This window comes from Ottowia sp. (genome assembly GCF_047975795.1).
GTDB lineage: Bacteria > Pseudomonadota > Gammaproteobacteria > Burkholderiales > Burkholderiaceae_C > Ottowia.
Genome location: NZ_JBKEEE010000085.1, coordinates 24,334 through 50,406, shown reverse-complemented (window position 1 = coordinate 50,406; position 26,073 = coordinate 24,334). Strand labels below are relative to the sequence as shown.

The window sequence follows — 26,073 nt, the reverse complement described above, 5'->3', positions numbered from 1 at the left end:
TCGTTCGGATATGTCCTGATAGCCACCACCAAGGCCGCGCATTTAGGATTGACTTTCATCAAACCAGCGACTGGAGACTTGACCATGAAACACCATTTGACCGCCATACTGCTTGCATTGCCGCTGACGCTGGGCGCTGCCTCGGCAGGGGCGCAGGCTTTTCCGTCCAAGCCCATTCGCTGGTTGGTGCCTTATCCGGCTGGCGGAGGTACCGATTTTTTAACGCGCACTTTGGGCCAGCAGTTGTCCACCCAGGTTAACCAGCCGGTGGTGGTGGACAACAAGCCCGGTGCGGGCACCGCCATTGCTGCCGCTGAAATTGCGCGCTCTGTGCCTGATGGTTACTCGATCATGACGGCCGACAACGGCACGCTGGTGTTCAACCAGTTTCTCTACAAAAAACTCAGCTACCGGCCCGATAAAGATCTGACACCCATCACCTTGATGGGGCGCTTTCCGATGATTCTGGTGGTCGGCCCTAACATTGACGCCAAAGACGCCAAGGACTTCATCGCCAAAGCCAAAGCCAGCCCTGGCAAGATCAGCTACGGATCGGCCGGTGCGGGCAGCCCGCACCATCTGGCGATGGAGATGCTCAAAGTCACCGCCGGGCTGCACATGGTGCACATCCCTTACCGTGGTGCCGCGCCTGCGCTGGGTGATCTGGCGGGCGGGCAGGTGCAGGCCATGATGGTCGACATGGCCGCAGGTGCGGGTTTTATCAAAGGCAGCAAGGTGCGTGCGCTGGCCGTGGCCAACCACCAGCGTCTGCCCCAGTTGCCCGACGTGCCCACGTTTGCCGAGCTGGGTTACAAAGATTTTGAAGTCTCGGCCCAGGTGGGCTTGGCTGGGCCAGCGGGCTTGCCCAGTGAAGTGCGCGACGTGCTGCAAAAACAGGTGGCCGCAGCCATTCACACTCCTGCCATTAAGCAAAAACTGATTGAATTTGGCATCGAACCCGTGGGCAGTACCCCGCAGGCTTATGCCGATCTGCTGCAACAAGAGCGCGCGCGCTGGCAAAAGGTGATTCAAGAGCAGGGGATTGCACTGGATTGAGGGGGGGGTGTGGTTGCCGCACGTTGAGGGTGCCGGTGCGGATATTGACACGTCAGACACGCAGGCGACGCAGCGCGTGGCTGACGTACCCATAATGAGTGGCTGATATCACCCTACAGGAGATCACCATGAGCCGTTACCCCCTGGCCGACATCAACACCTTGCCCGACGACATCAAGGCCAAAGTACTTGAAGTACAGAAAAAAGCCGGGTTTGTGCCTAATGTGTTCTTGGGGCTGGCACGCCGACCGGCCGAATGGCGTGCCTTCTTCGCGTATCACGACGCCCTGATGGAGCCAGAAAGTGCGGGCCGCACCAGCAACCTGACCAAAGGCGATCGCGAGATGATCGTCACTGCCACCAGCGCCGCCAACCAGTGTCTGTATTGCGTGGTGGCGCACGGTGCACTGTTGCGTATCTATGAAAAAAAGCCCCTGGTGGCCGACCAGGTGGCTGTCAATTACCGCAAGGCATCCGACATCACCGAGCGCCAGCGCGCCATGCTCGACTTCGCCATGAAGGTTTGCGAGCGTTCACACGAAATCAGCGACGGCGACTTTCATGACCTGTACGAACACGGTTTTCACGACGAAGACATTTGGGACATCGCTGCCATCACCGCCTTTTTCGGCTTGTCCAACCGAATTGCCAGCTTCAGCGGCATGTTGCCCAACCCTGAGTTCTATCTGATGGGAAGGGTGCCGCGCGAAAAAAGCACGGGCTGATTCAGCGCATTCAGCCAATGGGCTGATCCAAGCGCGTTACTTCGCTGGCTCTGCCGGTGCGCGTTGTTTCTCGGTCCGTGACGCCTTCCAGGCACCAAAAATGGCGATCAGACCAGGCACCAGGATCAGCCCCCAGATGATTTTGCTCAAATGCGTTTGCACCCAGGGCAAGTTGCCAAACAGGTAGCCCGCTGTCACCAGACCCAATACCCAGATCAGTGCACCCACCACGTTGAACAAGGTGAATGGGGTGCGGCGCATCTCGGCTACGCCCGCCACAAAGGGCACGAAGGTGCGGATAAACGGCATGAAGCGGGCCAGAATCACGGTGACGCCGCCATAGCGTTCATAAAACTCATGCGCGCGGTCAAACGCCTTGCGATTGAACAGACGCGAGTTTTCCCACTGGAATACCTTGGGGCCAAAGTAGCGCCCGATGCTGTAGTTGCACTGATCACCCCCAATGGCCGCTACCAGCAATACCACGCAAGCCAGCGGATAACTCAAATGCCCGGCCCCGGCCAGCGCCCCCACTACGAACAGCAGTGAATCGCCGGGTAAAAACGGCATCACCACCACGCCGGTTTCGACAAACACGATGAAAAACAGCAGCGCATACACCCACGCGCCGTACTGCTGCACAAATGCCCCCAAATACCGGTCGACGTGCAAGATGAAATCGACCAACTGCATCAAAAGTTCCATGGAGGCGCATTATCGCCATGAACAGCGACAACGCGCAGCTATTAGCCTGAAGTGCGTCGCGTGGGTGCACGAATTGCCGAGTTGTGAAAAATTTCTTGCGCGCATGCCAGCAACAATGGAGTCAAATATACAAACAGACACATGCATCCTCACAATTGGACGGTTACCTCTGACTGACATGGATGGCATTGTGATGAATCAATTTCGTTTGACATGGATAGCTCCTGCGAAGGCTGCGCTGATCGCTGCCTTTGCGTTCAGCTTCCCTGCGTGGGCGCAACAAGACCCCACCCTCGCCAAAATTCAGCAGTCAGGTGTCATCAACATCGGCTACAGGGCGACCGCTGCGCCTTTTTCCTACGCCAGCGGCAACAGTGATCAGCCCATCGGCTATTCCATTGACCTTTGCCGAGCCTTGATCCCGCGCATTCAGAACCATCTGAAGCTCACCAACCTTCAGGTGAAGTTCGTCCCGGTCACAGCCGCAGAGCGCTTTGACCGCATCATCGACGGTCAAATTCATATGGAATGCGCCGACACCACCAATTCCAAACCACGGCGGGAGCGCGCTGCCTTCGGGCTGGCGTATTACTACGCCGGGGCCAAGATGATGGTGCGCAAAGACGATACGCGCACCTTGGTATCGCAAATGGGCGGGCAGCGCGTAGCGGTTGAAAATGGCTCGACAGGGCAAGTCATTGTCGAGCGGCGCAAGGCCGCAGGCACTGACATCACGGTCGTTCCTGTGGCCAACACCATGGACGGGGCCAAGGCCGTCCTGGATGGCCGCGCAGACGCTTTCGTTTCTGACGACATCGTGCTCCACGACCAGGCCAAGGCGCTCAAAGATGCGGTCAAAGTGGTTGGCCCCGCGCTGTCGGTGGAACCTCTGGCCGTGATCGTGCCCAAAAGTTCACCCGGCTTCCAGGCCGTGGTGGTGGAAGGCATGACCGAGTTGTTCCGCAATGGCGCGGCGCGCCAGATTTATCGCAAGTGGTTTCAAGAGTCGTTGCCTGGCCGGGGCTATTCGCTCGACGTGTCACCCGGCGTGCTGCTCAACGACGCTTTCCGCCGCCCCAGCCCGTTCGTGACCGACTGGACGGTGCTGTAAACACAGGCTGCGACAGTGGGTCGCCACAGCGCAGCGATAATCCTGCGCTGTCGTGATCACACTCCAAAACCTCACTCTGCGCCGTGGCACCAAGGTGCTGCTTGATGGCGCTTGCGTCACCATCCATCCGGGCGAACAAGTCGGCCTGGTGGGCCGCAATGGCGCGGGCAAATCCACGCTGCTGGCGCTGCTCAATGGCACGCTGCACGAAGACAGTGGCGATTTTTTCATGCCGGCTGCCTGGCGCATGGCCCAGGTGGCGCAGCACATGCCTGAGGTGGCCGATGCCGCTGCTGACTTCGTTGTGGCCGGTGACGAGCGCTTGATGCAACTGCGCCAGCAGCTTCAACAAGCCGAACAATCCGGCGACGGTATGGCCATCGCCCAAGCCCACAGCGATTTGCACGACGCGGGTGCGCACGATGCCCACGCACGGGCTGAGGCGCTGATTCTGGGCCTGGGCTTCAAACCTGAGCAATTGCGCTTGCCCGTCAACAGTTTTTCAGGCGGCTGGCGCATGCGCCTGCAACTGGCGCGCGCGCTGATGGCTCCCAGCGATTTGCTGCTGCTGGACGAACCCACCAACCACCTCGATCTGGACGCGCTCGTGTGGCTGGAAAGCTGGCTGGCGCGCTACCCCGGCACGCTGATCGTCATCAGCCACGACCGCGAGTTTCTGGATGCGGTGACGCGCGTGACTTTGCACATTGAAGGCGGGCGCTTGACGCGCTACGGCGGCAACTACAGCGCATTTGAAGAGTTGCGGGCGCAGCAGCTCACGCTGCAACAAGCGGCTTTTGCCAAGCAGCAGGACAAGATTGCGCACCTGCAAAAGTTCATCGACCGCTTCAAAGCCAAGGCCACCAAGGCCCGTCAGGCGCAAAGCCGCGTCAAGGCGCTGGAGCGCATGGAGCGCATCGCCCCGGTGTTGATGGCGGCGGACTTTCAGTTCGAGTTCAAAGAACCTGCCAGCCTGCCCAACCCGATGCTGTCCGTCACCGATGGCGTGTTTGGCTACCGGGCGCAAGATACACAAGAGGCTACTGAAAATAGCGCCAATAACTCAGAGGTGCGTGACAAAGCAAACCGCATCATCTTGCAAGGCGTGGGCTGCACCGTGCTGGCAGGCCAGCGCATTGGCATTCTGGGGGCCAATGGGCAGGGCAAATCAACCTTTGTCAAAACCGTGGCACGCACGCTGCCGTTGCTGGGTGGCAAGTTGACGGAAGGCAAGGGTTTGAGCATCGGCTACTTTGCCCAGCAAGAGCTGGATGTGCTGCGTCCGCAAGACACGCCGCTGGAACACATGGTGCGGCTGGCACGCGAGACGGGGCAAGACAGTGCTGAAGCTGCGCGCGAGCAGCAGCTGCGCAATTTTCTGGGCACCTTCAATTTTCCTGGCGAGATGGTCGTGCAGCCTGTAGGGCAGTTCAGCGGTGGTGAAAAAGCCCGCCTGGTGCTGGCCATGATCGTTTGGCAGCGCCCCAATCTGCTGCTGCTGGATGAACCCACCAACCACCTCGATCTGAACACGCGCGAGGCGCTGGCCGTGGCACTGAACGAGTTTGAAGGCACGTTGATGCTGGTCAGCCACGACCGCGCCTTGCTGCGCAGCGTGTGTGACGAATTCTGGCTGGTTGCGCGCGGCCAGGTGGAACCCTTTGACGGTGATTTGCAAGACTATCAACGCTATTTGATGGACGAGGCCAAGCGCTTGCGCGAGGCCTCTGGTGCTTCAAAGTTAATAGCTTCAAAGTCAATAGCTGATAGTGATTTACCAGCAAGCGCCAGCAATCAATTTGATGCTCAAGCTTCCATCAATCCCGCCGAACAACGCCGCTTGCAGGCGCAGCGTCGCCAGCAACTGGCCGAAAAAACCCGTCCGCTCAAACGTGCCTTGGCGCAAGCCGAACAACGTATGCAGGCTCTGAGCGACGAACGGACTGATCTGGAGCAGCGCCTGAGCCAGCCCATGCCGCCTGAAGCCATTGCCGAGTCTGGCAGGCGACTGAAAGCCGTAGGCGACGAGTTGGCCGCGCTGGAAGACGAGTGGTTGCAGCTGTCGAGCGACATTGACGCGCTGGAATTGGCACCTGCGTCCTGAATGGTTGCTGCAAATTCCCTTTGACCAGCAGCAGCGCCGCAACCGGGTTACAGTCCCGCCCGTACGCAGCGCCCGGTCTGCGTCTTTTTTCAGGAAGGATTTCACCATAATGAGCATCATCAGCGCCATCGTCGTCGGTTTCATCGTCGGCCTGATTGCACGCGCCATCATGCCCGGCACGCAGAGCATGGGCATGATCATGACCACGGTGCTGGGCATTGTGGGGTCGGTGGTGGCCAGCTATGGCGGTGCAGCGCTGGGCCTGTATGCCGCGGGCACGCCGGTGGGCTGGATTGCCTCGGTCATCGGTGCCATCGTGGTGCTGTTTGTCTACGGGCTGGCGACCAAAAAGCGCTGACCTTCTTTGAAGCCTTGGTACGCGCCCGCTTCAAGCGGGCGCGCTGCTTTGTGCGTCAGCCTGCAATGTCAGGTTCTACCAGCCAGGCCAGTTGGGTCAGCGACTCTTGCCAGCCCAGCGTGCACATCTCCAGCGGAATCGCCTCGGGGATGCCGCTTTGCACCACACTCAGATCGGTGCCACAAATCACGGCCTGGAGTTGTACCGTGACCTCCATCACGCCGGGCAGACCCGCATCGTCAAAGCGGTCGGTGTAGCGGATACGCTCGTGCGGCACCAGTTCCAGGTATTCACCGCCAAAGGCATGGCTGTGGCCGTTGCCGAAGTTGTGAAAGGCCATGCGAAAAGTGCCCCCCACACGCGCCTGCAAATGCTCCACTGTGCAGGTAAAGCCGAATGGCGGCAGCCACTTGGCCAGCGCCGGGCTTTCTGTGAAGGCGCGGTAGATTTTTTGCGGTGGAGCGCGCAGCACCCGGTGAAACTGGACGGTGCGTGGGTGCATAGCGCGTTGGCTCAGGTGGATGCGCGGGGCTGCGCTTCAGATTTGACGGCTGCGCGCCAGCGGCGGGTTGGCGGCAAAGTATTTCTTGATGCCGCTGGTCAGCGCATTGGCCAGTTGGTTCTGATAGTTGCTGCTGCGCAGACGTTTTTCTTCGCTGGGGTTGCTGATGAAGGCGGTTTCCACCAGCACGCTGGGCACGTCGGGTGAGCGCAGCACGGCGAAGTTGGCGCGCTCGACGCTGGGCTTGTGCAGCCTGCCCACACCGCCAATGGCCCCCAGCATGGCACCGCCCAGGCGCAGGCTGTCGCGGATTTGCACCGTGGTGCTCATGTCCAGCAGGGCACGCTGGACGTGGGTGTCTTGCTCGTCCACGTTGACGCCGCCAATCAGGTCGGCGTCGTTTTCCTTTTGGGCCAGCCAGCGCGCAGCGGTGCTGGAAGCGCCGCGCTCGCTCAGTGCGTACACGCTGGCACCATTGGCCTCCGGGCGCATGAAGGCGTCGGCGTGGATGCTGACGAACAAATCGGCGCGTACACGGCGGGCTTTTTCGACCCGGGTTTTGAGGGGGACAAAAAAGTCCGCATCGCGCGTCAAAAAGGCGCGCATGGGGCTGCCCGCGACCGTGGTGCGGTTGATGCGATCGCGCAGCTTGAGGGCGATTTGCAGCACCACGTCTTTTTCATACGTGCCGCTGGGGCCAATGGCACCGGGGTCTTCGCCGCCGTGGCCGGGATCGATGGCCACGATGATCAGGCGATCAGTGCGGCCTGCCGGAGATGTGCTGCGCGCTGGAGCCGGTGGCGCAACGCTGGCGCTGCCAAAGTCGCTGTGGCCGCCGTCGCCTGATTCAGGCATGGGTGCCGGACTGCGCGATGGCGCAGGGGACGGTGCGGGGGCTTTGGCGGCTGGGCGGGGTGCAGGAGCTGGTGGCGGCGGGCTGGCGCTGGCCACCACGGTGGCGTCATTGCCGCGCACGGCGCTGTTGGCGCGCTCGATCTGACGGGCGATCAAATCGCCCAGCGAGTCGGGGCCATCTTGTGGGGCCGCGTTGTTGGTACCCAGCTCTTTCATGCGTTCGGCGATCAGGGTTTCCAACGGGTCGGGGGGGTTGGCCGGGTACATGTCGAACACCAGGCGGTGCTTGTAGCTGGCCACGGGCGTCAGGCTGAACACCTGCGGGTTGATGGTGTGTTTGAGGTCGATCACCAGCCGCACCACGCTGGGGGCGTTCTGGCCCACACGGATGCCGGCGATATTGGGGTCATCGGCGCGCACCTTGGCCACCAACTCGCGCAGCGCGGGGTTCAGATCCAGCCCGGTGATGTCGACCGCCAGCCGGGGCGGCGAGCTGACCATCAGGTGCGAGGTTTTCAGCGCCGCGTCGGATTCGATGGTCACGCGGGTGTAATCTTCTGCGGGCCAGATCCGCACGGCCACAATGCCTGCGCCGCGTGCAATATGGGCGCGGCCCAGCAGCAGCACCAGACTGCCGCCTTGCAGCAAAGTGCGGCGCTTGAGTGCCGGGGGCGGGTGTTGAGGAATGGGCGGCAGGGTCATGTGGCCAGCACCTCCGTCAAAAGTTGTTGGCCCGCAGCTGTGTGTGCTGACAGCTCGACGATGCGGGTGCTGTCATCGCCAGGCGACACCGACAGCTGGAGTGCCAGATCGGGCATGGGCAACACGGTGGCGGCTTTTTCAGGCCACTCGGCCAGCTTCAGGCCAGGGGCGGCGAACACGTCACGAAAGCCTGCATCGGCCCACTCGCGTGGGTCGTTGAAGCGGTAGAAATCAAAATGCGACACCGCCAGGCCGTCGGGTGTTTCGTGTGGCTCCAGCACCGCATAGGTGGGGCTTTTGATGCGGCCCGTGACACCCAGCGCGCGCAACAGGTGACGCACCAAAGTGGTTTTGCCTGCGCCCAGATCGCCGTGCAGCGCGATGTACAACTGGCGCAATGCAGGCTGCGCTGCCAAGCGCTGGGCGAAGGCGGCGGTATCGGCTTCATGCAGCCAGATCAGGCGGATGGGCGAGGTCATGGCGGTGGAAATCGGTGAAATGCGGACATGCTGTCGTGCAGGGCAGCAGCGTGCAGCTCTGAGCCGTACAGATGGCAGGTGTCTGGCACGTGTCATCTGTTGGGGTGTGGTGAAACAGCGGACAAACAACATGGTTTTTGACAATGGACGCTGGCTGGATAAGCGCTGCACGCTTTTATTCTGATAGCGAATGCCACGTTCCGTCAACAGTTTTGATGATAAACCTTATACAGGTCAACGAGTTGGCGGTTAAATCACATCTGAACAGCTTGATGGAACATGGTTGCGCGCCATAGTTCCTATGATTTCGCTAAATTTGATCTAACTTATTGATATAAAAGTCTTTATTTGTCTTAATCAATCAGAAAAGAGGGGTTTGCACAGGGGTCGAACCGCACTGTGCGCCACAGTGCTTGGCATGAAGCTGCAGGCGCGCTCGCCCGCGTCAAAGCGCCTGTACGCCCTTGTAAAGCATGTAAGCGGCCAAAGCCACCAGCACGGCGGCGAAGGCGCGTTTGAGCTTTTTCACCGGCAGGGCATGTGCGACCTTGGCGCCCAGTGGGGCCATCAGCACACTGCAACTGGCCAGCACCAGCAGCGCAGGCAGCCACACATAACCCAGTGAATGTGGCGGCAAATCCGTCAACTTCAGGCCCGCCATGATGTAGCCCGCCACGTTGGCCAGCGCGATGGGAAAGCCCAGCCCCGCGCTGGTGGCCACCGCGTTGTGGATGGCCACGTTGCACCAGGTCATGAAAGGCACCGATGCAAAGCCCCCGCCTGCGCCCACCAGGCCGGACAGAAAGCCGATCACTCCGCCTGCGCCCAGCAAGCCCGCAGTGCCGGGCAACTGGCGCGATGCGGCGGGTTTTTTGTCCAGGTACATCTGCATGGCTGAAAACGTCACGAAACCGCCAAACACAAAATACAGCGCAGCGCCTTTGAGCAGAGCAAACACGCCCAGGCTGGCCACCATGGCCCCCAGCACAATGCCGGGGGCCAGGCGCTTGATGATGTCCCAGCGCACCGCGCCGCGCTTGTGGTGCGCGCGCACGCTGCTGATGGAGGTAAAGACGATGGTGGCCATCGAAGTGGCAATCGCCATCTTGACTGCCAGCCCCGGCGCGACGCCACGTCCTGTGAGTATGGCGGTGGTGAATGGCACCAAAATCATGCCGCCGCCAATGCCCAGCAGCCCGGCCAGAAAGCCACCTGCCAAGCCCAGCGCGGCAAGTTCAAGAATCACGGGTGGTTCGATAGGCATGGTGGGGGTCGCCGCAGGTGCAAAAAACAGAATAAGCAAGAAGGCCGCAGCGCACGCCAGTCCAGCGAACGCCGTGGCCGGGCTTGTGCCGACCGTCGGCGTTGTTGCGCCTTGTCGAAAGGAGGGCGGCGCGGCAGCGCCACAGGGAGAACGCGAAATGAGGTGTCTGCGAATGCCACCGGACCGTCATCCTGAACGCGGGGGTTCAGGTGGGCGAGGTCAGAATGGTCTTGGGTTCATCTGACGCGAGACGATCACGCTGACCAAACGATGTTCCAGGCCCTGGCTCATAGGAGCATTGGTTCAAGGAAATATAAAGCCCGGCATGCACCGCAGACGAGGGCAATTTTACCCTCCTGTGGCGCTGAAGCGCCTTCCCCCTTGCGGTGCGGGGGCGTACGCACTGGCGGCCGGGGGATCCCCAATCACGCGTGCATTGGGCTGGCGGTGCGGGGTCAGTGTGACGGATTGTGACGTGGCGTGGGTACGTTTGGCCGCGTATCGTGATGCTGACTCAGAGCAGCCGACCATCGTCGCCCAGTGCCTGATCAAGCCGGGTCAGCAGGGTATTCAAGGTGGTGTGGTCGCTGGTGCTCAGGGCGGGTGCAGCGCCCGGGGCGGCTTCAGGGGGCGGGGCGCTGGACTGGTCGGCCAGCTCAAAGGCCAGATTCAGTGCGGCCAGCACGGCGATGCGGTCACGTGCTTTGATCTTGCCCGCGTCGCGGATCTTGCTCATTGCGGCATCGACTTTGAGCACCGCATCGCGCAGGTGGTCTTCGCCGCCGTCGGGGCAGCCCAGCAGGTAGCCCTGACCCATGATTTTGACTTCCAGTTGCTTCATGGTGCAGGGTGCTCCGGGTCGTGGCCGTGGGCATCAGGCTCAGGTGTCTGGGCGCTGGTGGGCAGCCGCTCGATCAGCGCGTCCACCCGCGCGCGTGCGGCCATCAGGCGAGATTTGAGGTTGTCGCGCTCGTGCGTCAGCGCCTGCACCTGCTGCGTCAGCAGCGCGTTGGTGCGGTGCAGTTCTTCATGGCGCACGAGCAGGCGCTCGACGCGCTCGGAAATTTGTTCAATAAGAGGCGGGTTCGTCATAGGGGGCACGAATCGTCGGACGGGTCTGACTGGATGGCCTGATTGTAGGGTGCGGCGCGCGGTCTCTTTACACGCCATTACAATGCGCGGCGTTGGTGCTCGCGCGCTGTGGGTCTCGCACAGCCGCAGTTCAACGGGAAGCAGGAGGGCCAGCCCGGCTATCAGGGCGCCTAACCTGCGCTGCCCCCGCAACGGTAAGCGGATGGTGTCTTTGATCTGTCCATCAAGGCACCGGCTTCAGCCTCACACAGCCACTGGCTATTTTGGGCCGGGAAGGCGAGGCACCCAAGAAGCCATGTCCGTCAGCCCGGATACCGGCCAACAAGGCGGCTTGCGCTGCGGTCTTCAACAGAGTCGCAATGCAGTCATTTCACTCCATTCGCTGGCGGGGAAGCCGGCACGGGGTTGTGCTTTGTGCTTTTCTTGTCATGAAAAATTCCATAGTGTTGTTTCGATCAGCGGCTCGACCGCTGGCTTTGTCCTGTGCGTTCCCCTGTGCGCTTTTTGCAATGGCGGCTGCGCACGCTCAAACCAGTGGGGCGGCTGTTCAGCCTGCCGAGGCTGCCACGTTGCCAGAATCGATGGTCACCGCCACCCGCGTGGCGCAGCCGTTGACCGATGTGCTGGCCGACGTGACGGTGCTTGGCGAGCAGCAAATCCGCGACAGCGGCGCGGTCAACATTGCCGATTTGCTGCAACGCCAGGCGGGGCTGGAGCTGTCGCGCAACGGCGGCCCCGGCACCAGCACCAGTTTGTTCATTCGTGGTGCAGAAAGCCGCTTTACGGCGGTGTACATTGACGGCGTGCGGTTGGATACGCAGGCCACTGGCGGCGCGCCATGGGAGACGATTGCGCTGGGGCAGATTGAGCGCATCGAGATCGTGCGCGGCGCGGCGGCAGCGGTGTACGGCTCTGACGCCGTGGCGGGTGTGGTGCAAATTTTCACCAAAAAAGGCGAGGGCGCTTTCAGCCCTTACGTGGGTGTGGGCGCAGGCAACCACCGCACGGGCAAGCTGGAAGCTGGTTTGTCGGGCCAAAGCGGCGCGGTCGATTACGCGCTGGGTCTGGGGCGCGACGTGAGCCGGGGCTACAACATCAAAACCGATGGCAATCCTGACGACGACGGCTACCGCCAAAGCTCGGCCAGTGGCCGCCTGGGCTGGCAAGTGAGTCGCGACCACCGGCTGGAGCTGACCGGCACCCACACTGACATCAAGGCTGAATACGACGGCTACACGCCCGGTTTGCACGACATGTCCAACAGCCGCCTGTCTACCCTGGGGGCCAACTGGGCGGCGCAGTGGACGGCCAATTACAGCACTCGCCTGTCCATCAGCGAATCAGACCACCGGTACGAAACCGAACCTTCGCCGTACCTGAGCAAAACCAAACTGCGCAATGTCCTGTTCCAAAACGAATGGCGCCAGGGTGGCCACCTGCTCACCGCCGCGCTGGAGCGGCGTGAAGACGATCTGCGCAACGACCCTATCGACCAAGGCCGCCACCAGAACGCCCTTGCCCTGGGCTACGGCTACACCGGCGGCGCGCACACGCTGCAAGTCAACCTGCGGCATGACCGTGACAGTGAGTTTGGCGGTGAAACCACCGGCGGCGTGGCCTATGGCTATCGCTTTGCGCCCGGCTGGCGAGTCACCGGCGCTTACGGCACCGCCTTCAGGGTGCCCACGCTGTACCACCGCTTCTCGCAATACGGCAACCCCGATCTGTCGCCAGAGAAAAGCCGCAACCTTGAGCTGGGCCTGCACTGGGCGCAGCAGCAAAGCCGCTTCAGCGTGGTGGCCTACCGCAACCGCGTCACCAACCTGATCAGCTTTGGTGCGGCGGGCTTGTGTCAATCGGCCTTTGGCTGTTATGAAAACACGGGCCGCGCGATCCTGCGGGGAGTCACCTTGTCGGGTGCGCACCGGCTTGGGCCGGTCAATCTGTCTGGCTCGCTGGATTTGCAAGATCCGCACGATGCCTCCACCGGCAACCTGCTGGCGCGGCGCGCCAAGCGCATCCTCAAACTGAACGCCGATACCCGCGTGGCGGGCTGGACACTGGGCGCTGAAATGCAAGCGGCCAGCCACCGCTGGGACAACGCGGCCAACACCAACCGGCTGCCTGGTTACGGCGTGGTCAATCTGTACGCCAGCACCACCATCGCCCGCCAATGGACGCTGCTGGCGCGCATCGACAACGTGGCCGACCGCGACTACCAACTGGCACGCAACTACAACACTGCTGGACGCGCGTTTTATGTGGGTCTGCGCTGGAATAAATGACGCACCCCCTGCCTGTCCAGCCCTGCTGCGCGGGCTGGCCGACTCCCCCAAGGGGGACGAGCCGACCGCTTCGGGCGGCCGTGCGCGGCGGCTTCTGGAACATGCCCCCTGCCTGTCCAGCCTTGCTGCGCGGGCTGGCCGACTCCCCCAAGGGGGACGAGCCGACCGCTTCGGGCGGCCGTGCGCGGCGGCTCCTGGCATGGCCTTTGAGGAGGGGCGATGGATAAAGCAGTGAGCGTGCGCTGTCCGGTTTTGCTGATTTCTGCGCTGGGGTCGGGGCAGGGCAAGACCACGGTCACGGCGGCGCTGGCGCGGCTGTTGACGCGGCGCGGCCACCGGGTGCGGGTGTTCAAGTGCGGGCCGGATTTTCTCGATCCGCTGTGGCACCAGTTGGCCAGCGATGCGCCGGTAGACAACCTCGATTTGTGGATGGTCGGCGAGGACGATGTGCGCGAGCGCCTGCGCGCGGCGGCCAGGGATTGCGATGTGATTCTGGTCGAAGGCGTGATGGGCCTGCATGACGGCACACCCAGCACGGCCGACTTGGCGCGCCGCTTTGGTTTGCCGGTGCTGGCCGTGGTGCAGGCCGGGCACATGGCGCAAACGCTGGGTGCGGTGGTGCATGGCCTGCGCCATTACCGGCAAGAAGCAGGCGCGCTGCGCTGGGCCGGTGTGCTGGCCAACGGCGTGGCCAGCGACGGCCATGCCGCGTTGTTGCAGGCGGCGGTGCAGGCGACCGTGCAGGAGACAACACAAGAGACAGCGCAAGACACGGCACAGGAGACAACGCAAGCGGTCAGTGACTGGCTGGGCCACTTGCCGCGCAGCGATGCGCTGGGCCTGCCCGAGCGCCACCTGGGTCTGGTGGCCGTGGGCGATCTGGGTCTGCCCACCGCGCTGGCCCGTTTGGACGCCGCCGCCGATGCGCTGCAAGCCACCCCACTGGGCCAGATGACGCTGGACGACTGGCGCGCCCGCTGGTCGGTGGACTTTGCCGCGCCCGACGATTTGCTGCTGTACCTCTTGGAAAACCAAGGCCAGCCGCTGGCAGGCCATACCGTGGCGGTGGCCCGTGATGCGGCTTTTGCCTTCATTTACCCTGCCAATATTGAATACCTTCAGAACCTGGGTGCGCGGGTTGTGTATTTTTCGCCCCTGGCGGGCGACGCGCTGCCCGCTTGCGACGCGCTGTGGCTGCCCGGCGGCTACCCTGAGTTGCACGCCCACGTGCTGGCCGCGCGCACCGATTTGCGCCATCAGTTGCATGCCCATGCGCAGGCGGATCGGCCCATCTGGGCCGAATGTGGCGGCATGATGGCTTTGTTCGAGCAGATCGAAACTGCTGACGGCAAGACGTATCCCATGTGGGGCCTGCTGCCTGGCCGCACCCGCATGCAGCGCCGTCTGGGCGGGCTGGGCATGCAGCAGTGGCAGCCGTCGTCCCATGTCTGCGCGTTGCGCGGCCACACTTTTCACTACTCGGTCGTTGACACGCCCTTGACGCCTGTGGCCTACACCGAGCCTGCCCCCGGCAGCGCCCGCACCCAGGGCGAGCCAATATATGCGGCAGGCCCCACGGGGCAGGTGCGTGCCAGTTACTTTCACGCCTGGTTGCCGTCCAGCGTGTTGATCACGTTGGAATTGTTCAAGACAAAATCCCAGGCAAAAAACACCTCTGACACCTCTGGTGCTTGACGCATCAGCGCCCACCGCCATGACAAGCAATGTCCAACAACCTGTGGGATCAATTCACACCCATAGCCTGACCGTGGCCCGCAGCGAACTGATTTTGGGTGGCCAAAAAAGCGGCAAATCGCGCCGCGCCGAACAACTGGCAGCCGCCTGGCTGGCACAAGCGCCCACACACCGCGCGGTGCTGATCGCCACCGCCTGGCCGCACGATGACGAAATGCGCCAGCGCATCGCCCGCCACCAACAAGACCGTGCCCGGCGCGTGCCGGGGCTGGCCACGCGGGAAGCCGCGCACGATTTGCCCGCCGCCATCGTGCAAGCGGGCGGGCCTGAGACGCTGCGTGTGGTCGATTGCCTGACCCTGTGGCTGACGCAGCAACTGATGCCGCCGAGCGGGCAGGGGGCTGAAGTTGATCAACAAAACCAGCCTTCAGAGCAGTTGAGGCAAGAGTTACATGCTCATCTTTTGGAAGCTATTCGCATCTGCCCCGGCCCCATTGTGCTGGTGGGCAACGAGATCGGTCTGGGCGTGATTCCGCTGGGGCGCGAGGTGCGCGCCTTCGTCGATGCGCTGGGCGCACTCAATCAACATGTGGCGGCGGTTTGCGCGCGCGTCACGCTGATGACTGCTGGCTTGCCGCTGACACTGAAAGGGGCGGCCGCATGAAGCGTTGGTTGTTGTGGGGTCTGACCGCGCTTTTCAGCCTGGCCGCGCACGGCTACGAGGTGCAGGACGACACTGGCCATGCCACCCGGTTCGATGCGCCGCCGCAGCGCATCGTCAGCCTGCTGCCGTCGCTGACCGAAACCATTTGCGCCCTGAATGCCTGCGCGCGCCTGGTGGGGGTTGACCGCTATTCCAACTGGCCGCAGGCCGTGGCCCGCTTGCCGCAACTGGGCGGCGGGCTGGATCCGAGCGTGGAGGCGGTGGTGGCTCTGAAGCCCGACGTGGTGGTGATGTCGGTGTCGTCCCGCGCGGGGGTGCGCCTGCGCGCGCTGGGCCTGCGCGTGGTGCAACTGGAGCCGCACACCAGCGCCGACGCGCGCCGCATCGTGCGCACGCTGGGCCAGTTGTTGCAGGTGGACGGGGCCGATGCGCTGCTGCGCCGCATCGGCGAGGGCATTCGCGCCGCCGCACAGGCACTGCCCGCCAGCGCGCGCGGCACGCGGGTGTACTTTGAAGTGGCCCCCACGCCGCACGCGGCCGGACACGGCAGTTTTATTGGCGAAACCATGCAGGCGCTGGGCCTGGTGAACGTCATCGGGCCTGATTTGGGACCGTTTCCGCGCATCAACCCTGAGCTGGTGGTGCGCGCCGCACCGCAGCTCATCATGGCCAGCCAGCGCAGCCTGAATGACATGGCGCGCCGCCCTGGCTGGGCCGCGCTGGCGGCATTGCGTGATGGCCACGTGTGCGCGTTCGACGCCCGCCAGCGCGACGTGCTGGTGCGTCCAGGCCCGCGCATGGACGAAGCCGCCCGCCTGATGGCGCGTTGCGTGGCCGAGCGCATGGCACCCTCAGGGCCGGGTGCAACCAGCCACGCCGTGCCATCAGCCGCTGCCGACTGACTCTCACCATGACTGCGTTGCCCCACACCCCGCCTGCCACCAGCGGCCGCAGCCGCGCGCGGCTGCTGGGAACGGCCTTGCTGCTGTTGGGCACGGGCGGGCTGCTGCTGGGCGCCAGCGTGGGCAGCACCGGGCTGGACAGTGTTTTCAACGCCCGCCATGACCCCGTGGCCTGGCAAATCGTGTGGGACATCCGCTTGCCGCGCACCCTGGGTGCGTGGCTGGCTGGGGCGCTGCTGGGGCTGGCCGGGGCGGTGGCGCAGGGGCTGTTTCGCAACCCGCTGGCCGATCCGTATTTGCTGGGCAGCGCCTCGGGCGCGGCGCTGGCGGTGGCGCTGACGTTTGCCGGTGTGGGCGCGGCTGGTCTGGTGTCGAGTGGCAGTGGCGGTAGTGGCGGCAGCGGTGCGGCGCTGGCGCAGGCCGCGTCGCCCTGGCTGGCGCGGCTGGGGCTGACCGGCGCGGCCTTTGTCGGCGCGCTGCTGGGCGTGCTGCTGACCCTGATGCTGGCCCAAGGTGTGCAGCAAACCCTGCGCCTGCTGCTGGCGGGGGTGGTGGTGGGCTACGTGCTGGGCGCAGCGCGCGATCTGGTGCAAATTGCCGACCCCGATGTGTTGACCGCCATGCAGGGTTTCACGCTGGGCATCACCGGCTTTGTGGGCTGGAGCGCCTGCGCCATCATGGCCGCCGTGCTGGCCCCGCTGCTGGCTGGGGCCTGGGCGCTGGCGCGCGTGCTGGACGCACTGACGCTGGGCGAAGCCACCGCGCAAAGCCTGGGCCTGCCGCTGGCCCCGCTGCGCGCGCTGCTGGTGGCGGTGCTGGCGCTGGCCACCGGCACGGCGGTGGCGCAGACCGGCTTGATCGGCTTTGTTGGCCTGGTGGCCCCGCACCTGGTGCGTGGGCTGGCGCGCAGCACGCATGGGCCGTTGTTGTTGTTGTCGGCCCTGGCGGGCGGTCTGCTGCTGATGCTGGCCGACATCGCTGCCCGGGTGCTGATGGCACCGCAGGAATTGCCGGTGGGGGTGCTCACCGCTGTGCTGGGGGGTGTTTACCTTCTCTGGCGTATGCACGCTCAGTCGCGCGCCGGGAGGGCACATTGATGTCGGAAATTGCTCCTGAAAACATAGCTTTATGCGCAAATTTAACCAGCGCCAGCATCGGAAAACACCAGATCCTGCAAGCGATGGATTTGCAACTGGCCGCAGGCCGCTGGGTGGCCGTGGTTGGCCCCAATGGCGCGGGCAAATCAACGCTGCTGCGCGTGCTGGCCGGGTTGTTGCCGTGCGTGGGCCGGGTCGATCTGCTGGGCCGTTCGCTGCATGACTGGCCCGCACGCCAGCGCGCCACCCGGCTGGCCTGGCTGGGGCAGGCCGAAGGCGGCAGCGACGATTTGCTGGCACAGGACGTGGTCATGCTGGGCCGCTTGCCGCACCGCGCCTGGCTGGCCGCGCCCGGTGCCGATGACCATGTGGCCGTGGCGCAGGCTTTGCGCGCCGCCCAGGCGTGGGACTTGCGCCAGCGCCGTTTGGGCGAGCTGTCCGGGGGCGAACGCCAGCGCGTGCTGCTGGCGCGCGCGCTGGCTGTGCAAGCTGCCGTGTTGCTGATGGACGAGCCGCTGGCCCATCTCGACCCGCCGCACCAGGCCGACTGGATCAGCACGGTGCGCCAGTTGGCCGCGCGCGGCACGCTGGTCGTCAGTGTGTTGCATGAGTTGAGCGTGGCGCTGCAAGCCGATGAACTGGTCATCGTGCAGGCAGGCCGCATGGCCCATCACGGCCCGTGTGCTGCCGCCAGCAGCCACCAGGCGCTGGCCGCCGCGTTTGACCACCGCATTGCCGTGCACCCCGTGCAGGGGCAGTGGGTGGCGCTGCCACAGATCATCCCCCGCTCCGATTGATGGCCCAGACGTGCCGGCTACGCCCTGTGCAGCGTCATGCCTTCATGGCCTCCAGCAAGGTGCGCGATCCACCGCCGATTTGGTGGCCGAATAGCCCGCAATGGCCGGAAAAGCAATGGTGGCGGCCACCGATGCAATGTTGACCACGGCCCCGCCCTGGCCTGCCGGGCCGCCGGGGCGCATGGCGCGAAAGGCGTGCTTCATGCCCAGCAGCGTGCCCACCACGTTGACGTCCAGCATGCGGCGCAGGTCGTCGCCGTTGACATCCACCACCAGTGAAGTGATTTCGATACCCGCGTTGTTGACCAGCGTGTCGAGTCCGCCCAACTGCTTGATAGTGGCCGCCGTGGCCGATGCCCAGGCGTCGTCTTGCGTCACGTCCAACGGCACAAAGCCTACCTTGGCACCCGTGCTGGTGCTCAGGCGTGCTGCGGTTTCCTGCCCCACATCGGCCATTACGTCGCCAATCATCACCTGGGCACCCGCGCGTGCCAGTGTCTCGGCAATGCTGGCGCCAATGCCGCGCGCACCACCCGTGACCAGGGCTTTGCGGCCTTTCAAATCAAACTGCTCCATCGCTTGTCTCCTTGAAAAATTGTTGTGAATGAAGATGGAAAAGTCATCCTAGGTTTGAGCTTGACAGTTGTCAAAGATTTATTGGTCAATTGTCAAAATTCGCGGGAAAACACTGACGTGGATGCCCCGTCCGTGGCCGGTTCGGGCCGTGGTATCGTTTCAGTTGATTCACCAAGCAAGGGTTGTCGACCGTTCGGTTTGACTAGGTTGAAGATGACTGCACCGCAAGTGACACAGGCTAAAAAAGCACCGCCCGTGCGCGACGACAAGTTCGCCGCGCGCCGCGCCGAGCTGAGCGAAGCCGCGCTCACCACGCTGGCGGCGCTGGGCTATGCGCGCACCAGCTTGCGCGAGATTGCGCAAAACTCGGCCTTCTCGCACGGCGTGCTGCACTACTACTTCAGCGACAAGGTCGATCTCATCGTGTGCAGCGTGCGCCAGTACAAGGCGCGCTGCGTCACGCGCTACGACCAGGTCACGGTTGAAGCGCAAAGCTACGACGAGCTGCTCACCGGCTTTCTGGACGGCCTGGCCGACACGCTGCGCAGAGAAGCGCCCATGCACCGGCTGTGGTACGACTTGCGCGCGCAGGCGCTGTTTGAAGAAGCCTTTCGCGGTGACGTGATGGACATCGACCAAAGCCTCGAGAGCATGATTTGGCGCGTGATCAGTCGCTTTGCCGAATTGACAGGCACCTCGCACGGCCTGTCGCCGCGCGCCGCGTATGCGCTGTTTGACGGCCTGTTTCAGCAGGCACTGCTCAGGCACCTGTCGGGCGATGCACAAGCGGTGCCCTCCTTGCAGGCGCAGGCGCGCCAGGCGATCGATCACCTGTTCAGCCGCAGCCTTTAACGCCGCCACATGCACATCGCCCATAGAGGGCGCTGCCATGGCGGTTGTCATGTGCTGACGTTCTCAGCGCCACGCCCTCAACCCTGGTCAAACCCACCATGCAAATTGAAACCCCGCCCACCGAACGCGCTTCAGACAAACCGCAGGGCGAGCGGCGCGGCCTCGTCATCGTGCACACCGGCGACGGCAAGGGCAAAAGCACCGCCGCCTTCGGCCTGGCCTTGCGCGCGCTGGGCCGCCAGCACGTGCACGGCCAGCAGGTGCGCATCTTCCAGTTCATGAAAGTACCCACCGCGCGTTTTGGCGAGCACCGCATGTTCGAGCAAATGGGCCTGCCCATCGAAGGGCTGGGCGACGGCTTTAGCTGGAAGAGCAAAGACCTCGATCACTCCGCCGATCTGGCCCGCACGGGCTGGCAAAAGGCGCGTGCGGCCATTTTGGATGGCGCGCACTTTCTGGTGGTTCTGGACGAAATCACCTATCCCCTCATCTACGGCTGGTTGCCACTGCAAGACGTGCTGGACACCCTGCGCCAGCGCCCGCGCCACGTGCACGTGTGCCTGACAGGGCGCCGCTGCCCGCCCGAGCTGGTCGCGCTGGCCGACACCGTGACCGAGATGACCCTCGTCAAACACGCCTACAAGGCGGGCGTGCCCGCCCAGCGCGGCATCGAGGACTGAACGCGCTGACGACTGAAGGTGCTGCCACACGATAAGCTTGACACCTTCATATAAAAACAGGCAACGCTGCCATGCCCTTGTCTTGGAACGAAATCAAATCCCGCGCCATGGCCTTCAGCCGTCAGTGGGCCGACGCGGCGGACGAAAAGCAGCAGTCGATCCCGTTCTGGATCGATTTTTTCGACATCTTTGGCATCAGCAACAAGCGCGTGGGCAGCTTCGAGCACGCCGTCAAGAAGCACGGTGGCGGCCAAGGCTACATTGATCTGTTCTGGCCCGGCCAGATGCTGGTGGAGCAAAAGTCGCGCGGCAAGCCGCTTGCCCCGGCCTTTGACCAGGCGCTGGGCTACTTTCCCGGCATTGCCGAGCGCGATCTGCCCCACACCATGGTGGTGTGCGACTTTGCCCAGTTTCGCGTCATCGACCTCGTGCACCGGCGCGAAATTACCTTTGCCCTCAAGGACCTGCACAAACATGTGCGCTGGTTCGGCTTTATCGCCGGGTATCAGGCGCAAGAGGTCAAACCGCAAGATCCGGTCAATATCAAGGCGGCCGAGCGCATGGGCCGCCTGCACGACGCGCTCAAGGCCAGCGGCTACTCTGCCCACGATCAGGGCCACGCGCTGGAAGTGCTGCTGGTGCGCGTGCTGTTTTGCCTGTTCGCCGACGACACCGCCATCTTTCAGTCGCAAAGCTTTCGCGCCTTTGTTGAAGAGCGCACCGCGCCTGATGGCGCTGACCTTGGCCCCCACCTGGCGCGGCTGTTCCAGTTGCTCAACACGCCGGAAGACGCCCGCAACCGTAACCTTGACGAGCAGTTGCGCGCCTTTCCCTACGTCAACGGCAAACTGTTTGCCGAAAGCCTGCCCATTGCCGACTTCGACGCCGCCACGCGCGAGGCCCTGCTTGACGCCTGCGCGCTCGACTGGTCGGCCATCAGCCCCGCCATCTTCGGCAGCCTGTTTCAGTCCATCATGGACAGCAAGGCGCGCCGCAACCTGGGCGCGCACTACACGTCGGAGGAAAACATCCTCAAACTCATCGGCCCGCTGTTTCTGGACGAGTTGCGCGCTGAATTCGCCAAGATCAAGCACCAGCGCAGCAAGCTGTTCGACTTTCACAAAAAGCTGCGCCGCCTGACGTTTTTCGACCCCGCCTGCGGCTGCGGCAACTTTCTGGTCATCAGCTACCGCGAGCTGCGCCTGCTGGAGCTGGACGTGCTGCGCGCCGCCGCAGACCTGTCGGGCCACGCCGGGCAGCGCAGCGTGGACGTGCACAGCCTGATTGGCGTCAATGTCGATCAGTTCTACGGCATCGAGATCGAAGAGTTCCCGGCCCAAATCGCCCAGGTCGCCCTGTGGCTGGTCGACCACCAGATGAACCTGCGCGTGAGCGAAGAATTTGGTCAGTACTTCGCCCGCATCCCCCTCAAAACCAGTCCCCACATCGTGCACGGCAACGCCCTCACGCTCGACTGGGCCGCCGTGCTGCCGCCCACGCAATGCAGCTACCTGCTGGGCAACCCGCCGTTTGTGGGTGCCAAATACATGAGCGACGCCCAGCGCGCCGACACCCGGGCGGTGTTCAGCGGTATCGACGGCGCTGGCCTGCTCGACTTCGTCGCCGCCTGGTATGTCAAAGCCGCCCGCTACCTGCGCGGCGCGACTTGGCCCCCTCTCCCGCGCGCGGGAGAGGGCGGGGGTGAAGGTGCTGCCTCAAAATTACGCTCAAATAAAGAGCTTCTCGCGCTTTCTACACCTGCGCCAGAGGCTGATTTGGCTTATAAAAACCAGCCCGTCACCCGCGCCGCCTTCGTCTCCACCAACAGCATCACTCAGGGCGAGCAGGTGGGCGTGCTGTGGGGCTGGCTGCTGGCGCAGGGGCTGCACATCCAGTTTGCCCACCGCACCTTCGCCTGGAGCAACGAGGCGCGCGGCAAGGCCGCGGTGCACTGCGTCATCGTCGGCTTTGGGCTGCAAGACTTGCCGGGCAAGCTGATTTACGAATACGACGACATCAAGGGCGAGCCGCACGCCGTGCCGGCCGCCAACATCAACCCGTATCTGGTGGATGCGCCGGACGTGGTGCTGGCCCGGCGCAGCCAGCCGGTGTGCGATGTGCCCGAGATGCGTTCGGGCAACAAACCCATCGACGGTGGCAACTACCTGTTCACCACCGAAGAGCGCGATGCCTTTATCGCTCTTGAGCCTGCCAGCGCCCCGTGGTTTCGCCGCTGGTTGGGCGGGGAAGAGTTCATCAACGGCATCGACCGCTGGTGCCTGTGGCTGGGCGACACGCCGTCGGCCCAACTGCGCGCCATGCCCGAAGCCATGAAGCGGGTGCAAGCCGTCAAAGCGTTTCGACAGGCCAGCAAGAGCAAACCCACGCAGGCCATTGCGGCGACACCGACACGGTTTCATACCGAATTTGTTTCCAGCGGCGACTTCATTGCGCTGCCGCAGGTGTCGTCAGAGCGGCGCGAGACGATTCCCATGGCTTTTCTGACCCCGGACGTGTTTTGCGGCGACAAGCTGCGGGTCATCGAGGGCACGGGCCTGTTCCATTTCGGGGTGCTGCTTTCGCGGATGCACATGGCTTGGACCAGACAAGTGTGTGGGCGCTTGGAGAGTCGTTACCAGTACTCAGCACTTATCGTCTACAACAACTTCCCCTGGCCTTTCAGTGCCGTGGATTCGTATCAAAAAGTGGCTCCAGCGCATGTAGAGAAATCGCAGGTAGCTATCGAAACCGCAGCGCAAGCCGTGCTGGACGCACGCGCCCAGTTCCCCGGCAGCAGCCTGGCCGATCTGTACGACCCTTTGACCATGCTGCCCGCGCTGTTCAAGGCCCATCAAAAGCTGGACGCGGCGGTGGACAAGGCCTACCAGGCCGCTGGCGGCCCCAAAAACTACAAGAACGACGCCGAGCGCGTGGCCTTTCTATTCACGCTGTACCAGCGCATCACCAGCCTGTTGCCTGCGGCGGCAATGGCCAAGCCATCTCGCAAGCGCCCGCGCCGGAGCGCCGCGCCATGAGTTGGTGGGAATGGCTGGTGGTGGTAACGGTTGTCGTGCTGGCGCTGATATTGGTGGTGGGTTTTGCGCAGATGACGGCATACCTCGCGGGGGTTGTGTTCAACTTGTTGTTGGGCTGCCAGCGCCACAGTGACGACGATGCGCCTTGAATGTCGCTGCGCTACGGTCTTCTGGCCAGTGCCGTGGGTCAGCGGGCTAACTGGCGTCGGCTTCGGCCTCGGGCCACAGGCGCGGAAAGTAAAAGCGCAGCGCGTGCAGCGGTATGCCGAACTGGAGCTTGCCCTTGGGGCTGGGCGAGGTGAGCAGCCCGCGTGCCAGCAGGGCGCTGAGCAGGCGGTCGGCGCTGCGCCCGGGCAGGCCGGTCATGCGCTTGAAGCTGCCGCGCTCGAGCGTGCCGGAGACGAACATCAGATACAGCGGGTGCGCGGCTTGCAGCCGGATGTCGCTGCCCTGGCGCGTGCTTTCAAAGCTGAGGCAGGCGCGGATGCGCTCTTGCACGTGGCTCAAATCGAGCAGCTCGCCCATGAAGCGCGCCTGGTCGATGCAGGTGGTGAGAAAGTAGTCGCAAAAGGCCACCAACTGGCGCTCGCTGAGGTTGCCCCGACCGTCCAGGTCGCCCTCACGCGGGGCGTCGGCGTGGGCCAGGCGCTCGTAATACACGGCCTGGGTGCGGGCCAGGCCGCGCAGGGGCGACCAGACGCCGTGCGTCAGTCCCAGGCGGTGCAGCAGCAAGTGGCTGTGCAGGCGGGCGACGCGGCCATTGCCGTCGGCAAACGGGTGCACCCAGGCCAAACGGTGGTGCGCGCAGGCCACGGCCACCAGGGCCAGTTCGCCATCGCGGGTGCCCTGATATACCTCGGCCATGCGGGCCAGAAAATCGGGCACGCAGGCGGCCGCCGGTGCTTCGTGCGTGCCCACGCGCACTTCGCCCGTGCGCCACGCGCCGGGAGGCATCAGGCTGCCGCCCTTCAGGCGCAGGTCTTCTTCGGGCAGTTGGGCAAACAGGTGGCGGTGCAGGGCGGCGATGACCTCGGGCGCAAACAGCTCGCGCCAGTCGCGGTCTTGAAAATTGTGCTCCGCCCAGTCTTCGGTGCGCATGTGGGCCAGGGCCAGCCGCTGGCGGCGACGCACGTCGGCGTCGGACGAAAAACGGTTGTCCAGCGCCGCCTCGACCTCGCGCGGCAGGGTGTGCTGGCCTTCGATCTTGTTGGTGTAGTACGAGTTGACCGCGCGCAGCAGTGGCGCCATGGCCTGCATGACGCTGCTGTGCGCGCGCCCGTTGGTTTGCAAGCCTTCCCTGAACAGCGTGTGCGCCTTGGCCAGAAGGGCTTCACGCACTTCGGCGCGCGGCAGCAAAGGCTCGAACTGGTGCGGTTGGGTGTACAGCGTGACAGGGCGCATATTTCAAATGTCGTAATTGCGAAAATTTGTTATTTATCAATAAGTTAACTTTAATATTGTATTGTTTTGGCGAATTTAATGGCGAATTTCTTGAAGCATTTGGGATATCGGTTGGTGATCGCCCGAAAGGGGCGGCTTTGACGGGCTGGCTGGTGGATTGGCCCGCACCACACGCCCTGCTGCTGGCCTGCGTGCCCGCGCTGGCGCTGGCCATCGACCGGCTGCTGGGCGAGCCTGCGGCGGCTTGGCACCCGGTGGTGTGGATGGGGCGGGCGCTGGATGCGATGGCCGGTTATGTGGCCCCCACGCGGGATGAGCAGCGGCAGTTGTCGAACTGGAGCGCAATGACGCTGGCGGCCATGGGCTGGTGCACGGTGGCGGTGGTGGTTTATGTGGCGGCGGCGCTGCTGCAAGACTGGGTGCTGGCGCAGCCGGTGTGGCTGGCGGTGCCTGCGCTGGCGCTGTGCTTGAAGCCATTTTTTTCGTGGGCCATGCTGCACGACGGGCCGTTGGCGGTAGAGCAGGCGCTGGCCCGGTCGCTGCCCGAGGCGCGCGCGCAGGTGGCGCACCTGGTCAGCCGTCCGGCGCAGGATTTGGGTGCGGACGAGGTGCGTGAGGCCGCCATCGAGTCATTGGCCGAGAACCTGAACGATTCACTGGTGGCCCCCTTGTTCTGGTTTGCGCTGCTGGGGCTGCCGGGTGCGGTGCTGTACCGCTTTGCCAATACGGCGGACGCCATGTGGGGTTACCGTGGTGTGCACCGCGGGCGCGACTGGCGCTGGGCGGGCAAATGGGCGGCGCGCGCCGACGATGTGCTGAGCTGGTTGCCCGCGCGCTTGACGGCGCTGCTGGTGTGCGCGGTGGCCGCGCGATGGCCCGGTGCGGCGCTGTGGCGCGAAGCCGCACGCACGCCGTCGCCCAACAGCGGCTGGCCGATGGCGGCGATGGCGCTGGTGCTGGGCGTGCGGCTGGGCAAACCGGGCGCGTACACGCTGAACGCTGAAGGCCGTGCGCCTGAGCCGGCAGACACCGTGCGTGCCTGCGCCATCGGATCGCGCACCACGCTGGCGGCCACGCTGCTGTGCTGTGCGGCGGTGCTGTGGGTGCTGGTGTGAGCGGTGGTGCCCATTCGCCTG

At 63.8% G+C, this 26,073-nt stretch carries 25 protein-coding genes and 1 riboswitch; of the genes, 16 read left to right on the top strand and 9 right to left on the bottom strand.

The features are described from left to right. The first annotated feature begins 84 nt into the window (after positions 1-84). Positions 85-1,056, top strand: coding sequence for a Bug family tripartite tricarboxylate transporter substrate binding protein (locus ACK5NW_RS13155; RefSeq protein WP_416928794.1), 972 nt, complete (start codon positions 85-87; stop codon positions 1,054-1,056). Between the two features lie 128 nt (positions 1,057-1,184). After that, complete coding sequence (locus ACK5NW_RS13150; protein WP_416928792.1) at positions 1,185-1,781, top strand: peroxidase-related enzyme; 597 nt, start codon at positions 1,185-1,187, stop codon at positions 1,779-1,781. A gap of 36 nt (positions 1,782-1,817) precedes the next feature. On the opposite strand, the gene ACK5NW_RS13145 is transcribed toward ACK5NW_RS13150, so the two are convergent. Then, on the bottom strand, positions 1,818-2,486 hold the full coding sequence (locus ACK5NW_RS13145) for a DedA family protein (protein WP_416928790.1): 669 nt from the start codon (positions 2,484-2,486) through the stop codon (positions 1,818-1,820). A 193-nt stretch (positions 2,487-2,679) separates the two neighbouring features. Here ACK5NW_RS13145 and ACK5NW_RS13140 point away from each other — a divergent pair, with 193 nt between their 5' ends. From ACK5NW_RS13140 to ACK5NW_RS13130, 3 genes are all read left to right on the top strand, one after another. After that, complete coding sequence (locus ACK5NW_RS13140) at positions 2,680-3,597, top strand: amino acid ABC transporter substrate-binding protein (protein WP_416928788.1); 918 nt, start codon at positions 2,680-2,682, stop codon at positions 3,595-3,597. 52 nt (positions 3,598-3,649) lie between these two features. Further along, positions 3,650-5,701 carry a ribosomal protection-like ABC-F family protein gene (abc-f, locus tag ACK5NW_RS13135; protein WP_416928786.1) on the top strand — a complete coding sequence of 684 codons (2,052 nt, stop codon included), beginning with the start codon at positions 3,650-3,652 and terminating at the stop codon, positions 5,699-5,701. Between the two features lie 109 nt (positions 5,702-5,810). After that, positions 5,811-6,059, top strand: a complete 249-nt coding sequence (locus ACK5NW_RS13130) for a GlsB/YeaQ/YmgE family stress response membrane protein (RefSeq protein ID WP_416928784.1) — start codon at positions 5,811-5,813, stop codon at positions 6,057-6,059. A 55-nt stretch (positions 6,060-6,114) separates the two neighbouring features. Here ACK5NW_RS13130 and ACK5NW_RS13125 read toward each other — a convergent pair whose 3' ends face one another. The 6 genes from ACK5NW_RS13125 to ACK5NW_RS13100 form a co-directional block, all read right to left on the bottom strand. After that, positions 6,115-6,561 carry an SRPBCC family protein gene (locus ACK5NW_RS13125; protein WP_416928782.1) on the bottom strand — a complete coding sequence of 149 codons (447 nt, stop codon included), beginning with the start codon at positions 6,559-6,561 and terminating at the stop codon, positions 6,115-6,117. Between the two features lie 36 nt (positions 6,562-6,597). Then, complete coding sequence (locus tag ACK5NW_RS13120) at positions 6,598-8,118, bottom strand: N-acetylmuramoyl-L-alanine amidase (RefSeq protein WP_416928780.1); 1,521 nt, start codon at positions 8,116-8,118, stop codon at positions 6,598-6,600. After that, on the bottom strand, positions 8,115-8,693 hold the full coding sequence (tsaE, locus tag ACK5NW_RS13115; protein WP_416928778.1) for a tRNA (adenosine(37)-N6)-threonylcarbamoyltransferase complex ATPase subunit type 1 TsaE: 579 nt from the start codon (positions 8,691-8,693) through the stop codon (positions 8,115-8,117). Before tsaE ends, ACK5NW_RS13120 begins: the two co-directional genes overlap by 4 nt. 349 nt (positions 8,694-9,042) lie before the next feature. Further along, a complete protein-coding gene (locus ACK5NW_RS13110) occupies positions 9,043-9,861 on the bottom strand; it encodes a sulfite exporter TauE/SafE family protein (RefSeq protein WP_416928776.1) in 819 nt (272 codons plus the stop codon). A gap of 514 nt (positions 9,862-10,375) precedes the next feature. Beyond that, positions 10,376-10,702 carry a cell division protein ZapA gene (locus ACK5NW_RS13105; RefSeq protein ID WP_416928774.1) on the bottom strand — a complete coding sequence of 109 codons (327 nt, stop codon included), beginning with the start codon at positions 10,700-10,702 and terminating at the stop codon, positions 10,376-10,378. Then, positions 10,699-10,953, bottom strand: coding sequence for a DUF904 domain-containing protein (locus ACK5NW_RS13100; RefSeq protein WP_416928772.1), 255 nt, complete (start codon positions 10,951-10,953; stop codon positions 10,699-10,701). Before ACK5NW_RS13100 ends, ACK5NW_RS13105 begins: the two co-directional genes overlap by 4 nt. Positions 10,954-11,029: 76 nt before the next feature. Further along, a riboswitch (cobalamin riboswitch) is annotated at positions 11,030-11,291 on the top strand. Positions 11,292-11,381: 90 nt separating this feature from the next. Between ACK5NW_RS13100 and ACK5NW_RS13095 the strand changes: the two genes are divergently transcribed. The 6 genes from ACK5NW_RS13095 (at position 11,382) to ACK5NW_RS13070 (ending at position 18,393) form a co-directional block, all read left to right on the top strand. Then, the gene (locus ACK5NW_RS13095) at positions 11,382-13,238 is read left to right on the top strand and encodes a TonB-dependent receptor domain-containing protein (protein ID WP_416928770.1); all 1,857 of its coding nucleotides are present in this window, start codon (positions 11,382-11,384) and stop codon (positions 13,236-13,238) included. A 219-nt stretch (positions 13,239-13,457) separates the two neighbouring features. After that, positions 13,458-14,933, top strand: a complete 1,476-nt coding sequence (locus tag ACK5NW_RS13090) for a cobyrinate a,c-diamide synthase (RefSeq protein ID WP_416928768.1) — start codon at positions 13,458-13,460, stop codon at positions 14,931-14,933. 19 nt (positions 14,934-14,952) lie between these two features. After that, complete coding sequence (locus tag ACK5NW_RS13085) at positions 14,953-15,597, top strand: bifunctional adenosylcobinamide kinase/adenosylcobinamide-phosphate guanylyltransferase (RefSeq protein WP_416928766.1); 645 nt, start codon at positions 14,953-14,955, stop codon at positions 15,595-15,597. Continuing rightward, positions 15,594-16,499 (top strand): ABC transporter substrate-binding protein, encoded by a 906-nt coding sequence (locus ACK5NW_RS13080; RefSeq protein WP_416928764.1) that lies wholly within the window; start codon positions 15,594-15,596, stop codon positions 16,497-16,499. The genes ACK5NW_RS13085 and ACK5NW_RS13080 overlap by 4 nt, the downstream gene beginning before the upstream one ends. A gap of 8 nt (positions 16,500-16,507) precedes the next feature. Beyond that, positions 16,508-17,596: a FecCD family ABC transporter permease gene (locus ACK5NW_RS13075; RefSeq protein ID WP_416928762.1), complete on the top strand. Its 1,089-nt coding sequence runs from the start codon at positions 16,508-16,510 to the stop codon at positions 17,594-17,596. After that, the gene (locus ACK5NW_RS13070; protein ID WP_416928760.1) at positions 17,596-18,393 is read left to right on the top strand and encodes an ABC transporter ATP-binding protein; all 798 of its coding nucleotides are present in this window, start codon (positions 17,596-17,598) and stop codon (positions 18,391-18,393) included. Before ACK5NW_RS13075 ends, ACK5NW_RS13070 begins: the two co-directional genes overlap by 1 nt. A gap of 42 nt (positions 18,394-18,435) precedes the next feature. On the opposite strand, the gene ACK5NW_RS13065 is transcribed toward ACK5NW_RS13070, so the two are convergent. Then, positions 18,436-18,969 carry an SDR family NAD(P)-dependent oxidoreductase gene (locus ACK5NW_RS13065; RefSeq protein WP_416928758.1) on the bottom strand — a complete coding sequence of 178 codons (534 nt, stop codon included), beginning with the start codon at positions 18,967-18,969 and terminating at the stop codon, positions 18,436-18,438. A gap of 213 nt (positions 18,970-19,182) precedes the next feature. On the opposite strand from ACK5NW_RS13065, the gene ACK5NW_RS13060 reads away from it, so the two are divergent. From ACK5NW_RS13060 to ACK5NW_RS13045, 4 genes are all read left to right on the top strand, one after another. Beyond that, the gene (locus ACK5NW_RS13060) at positions 19,183-19,821 is read left to right on the top strand and encodes a TetR/AcrR family transcriptional regulator (RefSeq protein WP_416928756.1); all 639 of its coding nucleotides are present in this window, start codon (positions 19,183-19,185) and stop codon (positions 19,819-19,821) included. 98 nt (positions 19,822-19,919) lie between these two features. Next, positions 19,920-20,501 carry a cob(I)yrinic acid a,c-diamide adenosyltransferase gene (gene cobO / locus ACK5NW_RS13055; protein ID WP_416928754.1) on the top strand — a complete coding sequence of 194 codons (582 nt, stop codon included), beginning with the start codon at positions 19,920-19,922 and terminating at the stop codon, positions 20,499-20,501. Between the two features lie 71 nt (positions 20,502-20,572). Further along, entirely contained in the window at positions 20,573-23,536 is a 2,964-nt protein-coding gene (locus ACK5NW_RS13050; protein WP_416928752.1) for a DNA methyltransferase, read from the top strand. After that, entirely contained in the window at positions 23,533-23,685 is a 153-nt protein-coding gene (locus ACK5NW_RS13045) for a hypothetical protein (RefSeq protein ID WP_416928750.1), read from the top strand. Before ACK5NW_RS13050 ends, ACK5NW_RS13045 begins: the two co-directional genes overlap by 4 nt. Before the next feature lie 46 nt (positions 23,686-23,731). Here ACK5NW_RS13045 and ACK5NW_RS13040 read toward each other — a convergent pair whose 3' ends face one another. After that, positions 23,732-24,937 carry a Fic family protein gene (locus tag ACK5NW_RS13040; protein ID WP_416928748.1) on the bottom strand — a complete coding sequence of 402 codons (1,206 nt, stop codon included), beginning with the start codon at positions 24,935-24,937 and terminating at the stop codon, positions 23,732-23,734. Between the two features lie 137 nt (positions 24,938-25,074). Between ACK5NW_RS13040 and cbiB the strand changes: the two genes are divergently transcribed. Next, a complete protein-coding gene (cbiB, locus tag ACK5NW_RS13035) occupies positions 25,075-26,052 on the top strand; it encodes an adenosylcobinamide-phosphate synthase CbiB (protein WP_416928746.1) in 978 nt (325 codons plus the stop codon). Positions 26,053-26,073 lie beyond the last annotated feature (21 nt).

What these genes read in the sequence shown, in the direction of transcription:
- ACK5NW_RS13150 (WP_416928792.1), top strand. Translation starts at nt 1,185, where the DNA reads ATGAGCCGTTACCCCCTGGCCGACATCAACACCTTGCCCGACGACATC.
- ACK5NW_RS13145 (WP_416928790.1), bottom strand. Translation starts at nt 2,486, where the DNA reads ATGGAACTTTTGATGCAGTTGGTCGATTTCATCTTGCACGTCGACCGG.
- ACK5NW_RS13100 (WP_416928772.1), bottom strand. Translation starts at nt 10,953, where the DNA reads ATGACGAACCCGCCTCTTATTGAACAAATTTCCGAGCGCGTCGAGCGC.
- ACK5NW_RS13130 (WP_416928784.1), top strand. Translation starts at nt 5,811, where the DNA reads ATGAGCATCATCAGCGCCATCGTCGTCGGTTTCATCGTCGGCCTGATT.
- ACK5NW_RS13110 (WP_416928776.1), bottom strand. Translation starts at nt 9,861, where the DNA reads ATGCCTATCGAACCACCCGTGATTCTTGAACTTGCCGCGCTGGGCTTG.
- ACK5NW_RS13120 (WP_416928780.1), bottom strand. Translation starts at nt 8,118, where the DNA reads ATGACCCTGCCGCCCATTCCTCAACACCCGCCCCCGGCACTCAAGCGC.
- ACK5NW_RS13080 (WP_416928764.1), top strand. Translation starts at nt 15,594, where the DNA reads ATGAAGCGTTGGTTGTTGTGGGGTCTGACCGCGCTTTTCAGCCTGGCC.
- ACK5NW_RS13070 (WP_416928760.1), top strand. Translation starts at nt 17,596, where the DNA reads ATGTCGGAAATTGCTCCTGAAAACATAGCTTTATGCGCAAATTTAACC.
- ACK5NW_RS13060 (WP_416928756.1), top strand. Translation starts at nt 19,183, where the DNA reads ATGACTGCACCGCAAGTGACACAGGCTAAAAAAGCACCGCCCGTGCGC.
- ACK5NW_RS13105 (WP_416928774.1), bottom strand. Translation starts at nt 10,702, where the DNA reads ATGAAGCAACTGGAAGTCAAAATCATGGGTCAGGGCTACCTGCTGGGC.
- ACK5NW_RS13085 (WP_416928766.1), top strand. Translation starts at nt 14,953, where the DNA reads ATGACAAGCAATGTCCAACAACCTGTGGGATCAATTCACACCCATAGC.
- ACK5NW_RS13065 (WP_416928758.1), bottom strand. Translation starts at nt 18,969, where the DNA reads ATGGAGCAGTTTGATTTGAAAGGCCGCAAAGCCCTGGTCACGGGTGGT.
- tsaE (WP_416928778.1), bottom strand. Translation starts at nt 8,693, where the DNA reads ATGACACGTGCCAGACACCTGCCATCTGTACGGCTCAGAGCTGCACGC.
- ACK5NW_RS13045 (WP_416928750.1), top strand. Translation starts at nt 23,533, where the DNA reads ATGAGTTGGTGGGAATGGCTGGTGGTGGTAACGGTTGTCGTGCTGGCG.
- ACK5NW_RS13140 (WP_416928788.1), top strand. Translation starts at nt 2,680, where the DNA reads ATGAATCAATTTCGTTTGACATGGATAGCTCCTGCGAAGGCTGCGCTG.
- ACK5NW_RS13040 (WP_416928748.1), bottom strand. Translation starts at nt 24,937, where the DNA reads ATGCGCCCTGTCACGCTGTACACCCAACCGCACCAGTTCGAGCCTTTG.
- ACK5NW_RS13090 (WP_416928768.1), top strand. Translation starts at nt 13,458, where the DNA reads ATGGATAAAGCAGTGAGCGTGCGCTGTCCGGTTTTGCTGATTTCTGCG.
- ACK5NW_RS13075 (WP_416928762.1), top strand. Translation starts at nt 16,508, where the DNA reads ATGACTGCGTTGCCCCACACCCCGCCTGCCACCAGCGGCCGCAGCCGC.
- ACK5NW_RS13050 (WP_416928752.1), top strand. Translation starts at nt 20,573, where the DNA reads ATGCCCTTGTCTTGGAACGAAATCAAATCCCGCGCCATGGCCTTCAGC.
- ACK5NW_RS13095 (WP_416928770.1), top strand. Translation starts at nt 11,382, where the DNA reads ATGAAAAATTCCATAGTGTTGTTTCGATCAGCGGCTCGACCGCTGGCT.
- ACK5NW_RS13125 (WP_416928782.1), bottom strand. Translation starts at nt 6,561, where the DNA reads ATGCACCCACGCACCGTCCAGTTTCACCGGGTGCTGCGCGCTCCACCG.
- cobO (WP_416928754.1), top strand. Translation starts at nt 19,920, where the DNA reads ATGCAAATTGAAACCCCGCCCACCGAACGCGCTTCAGACAAACCGCAG.
- ACK5NW_RS13155 (WP_416928794.1), top strand. Translation starts at nt 85, where the DNA reads ATGAAACACCATTTGACCGCCATACTGCTTGCATTGCCGCTGACGCTG.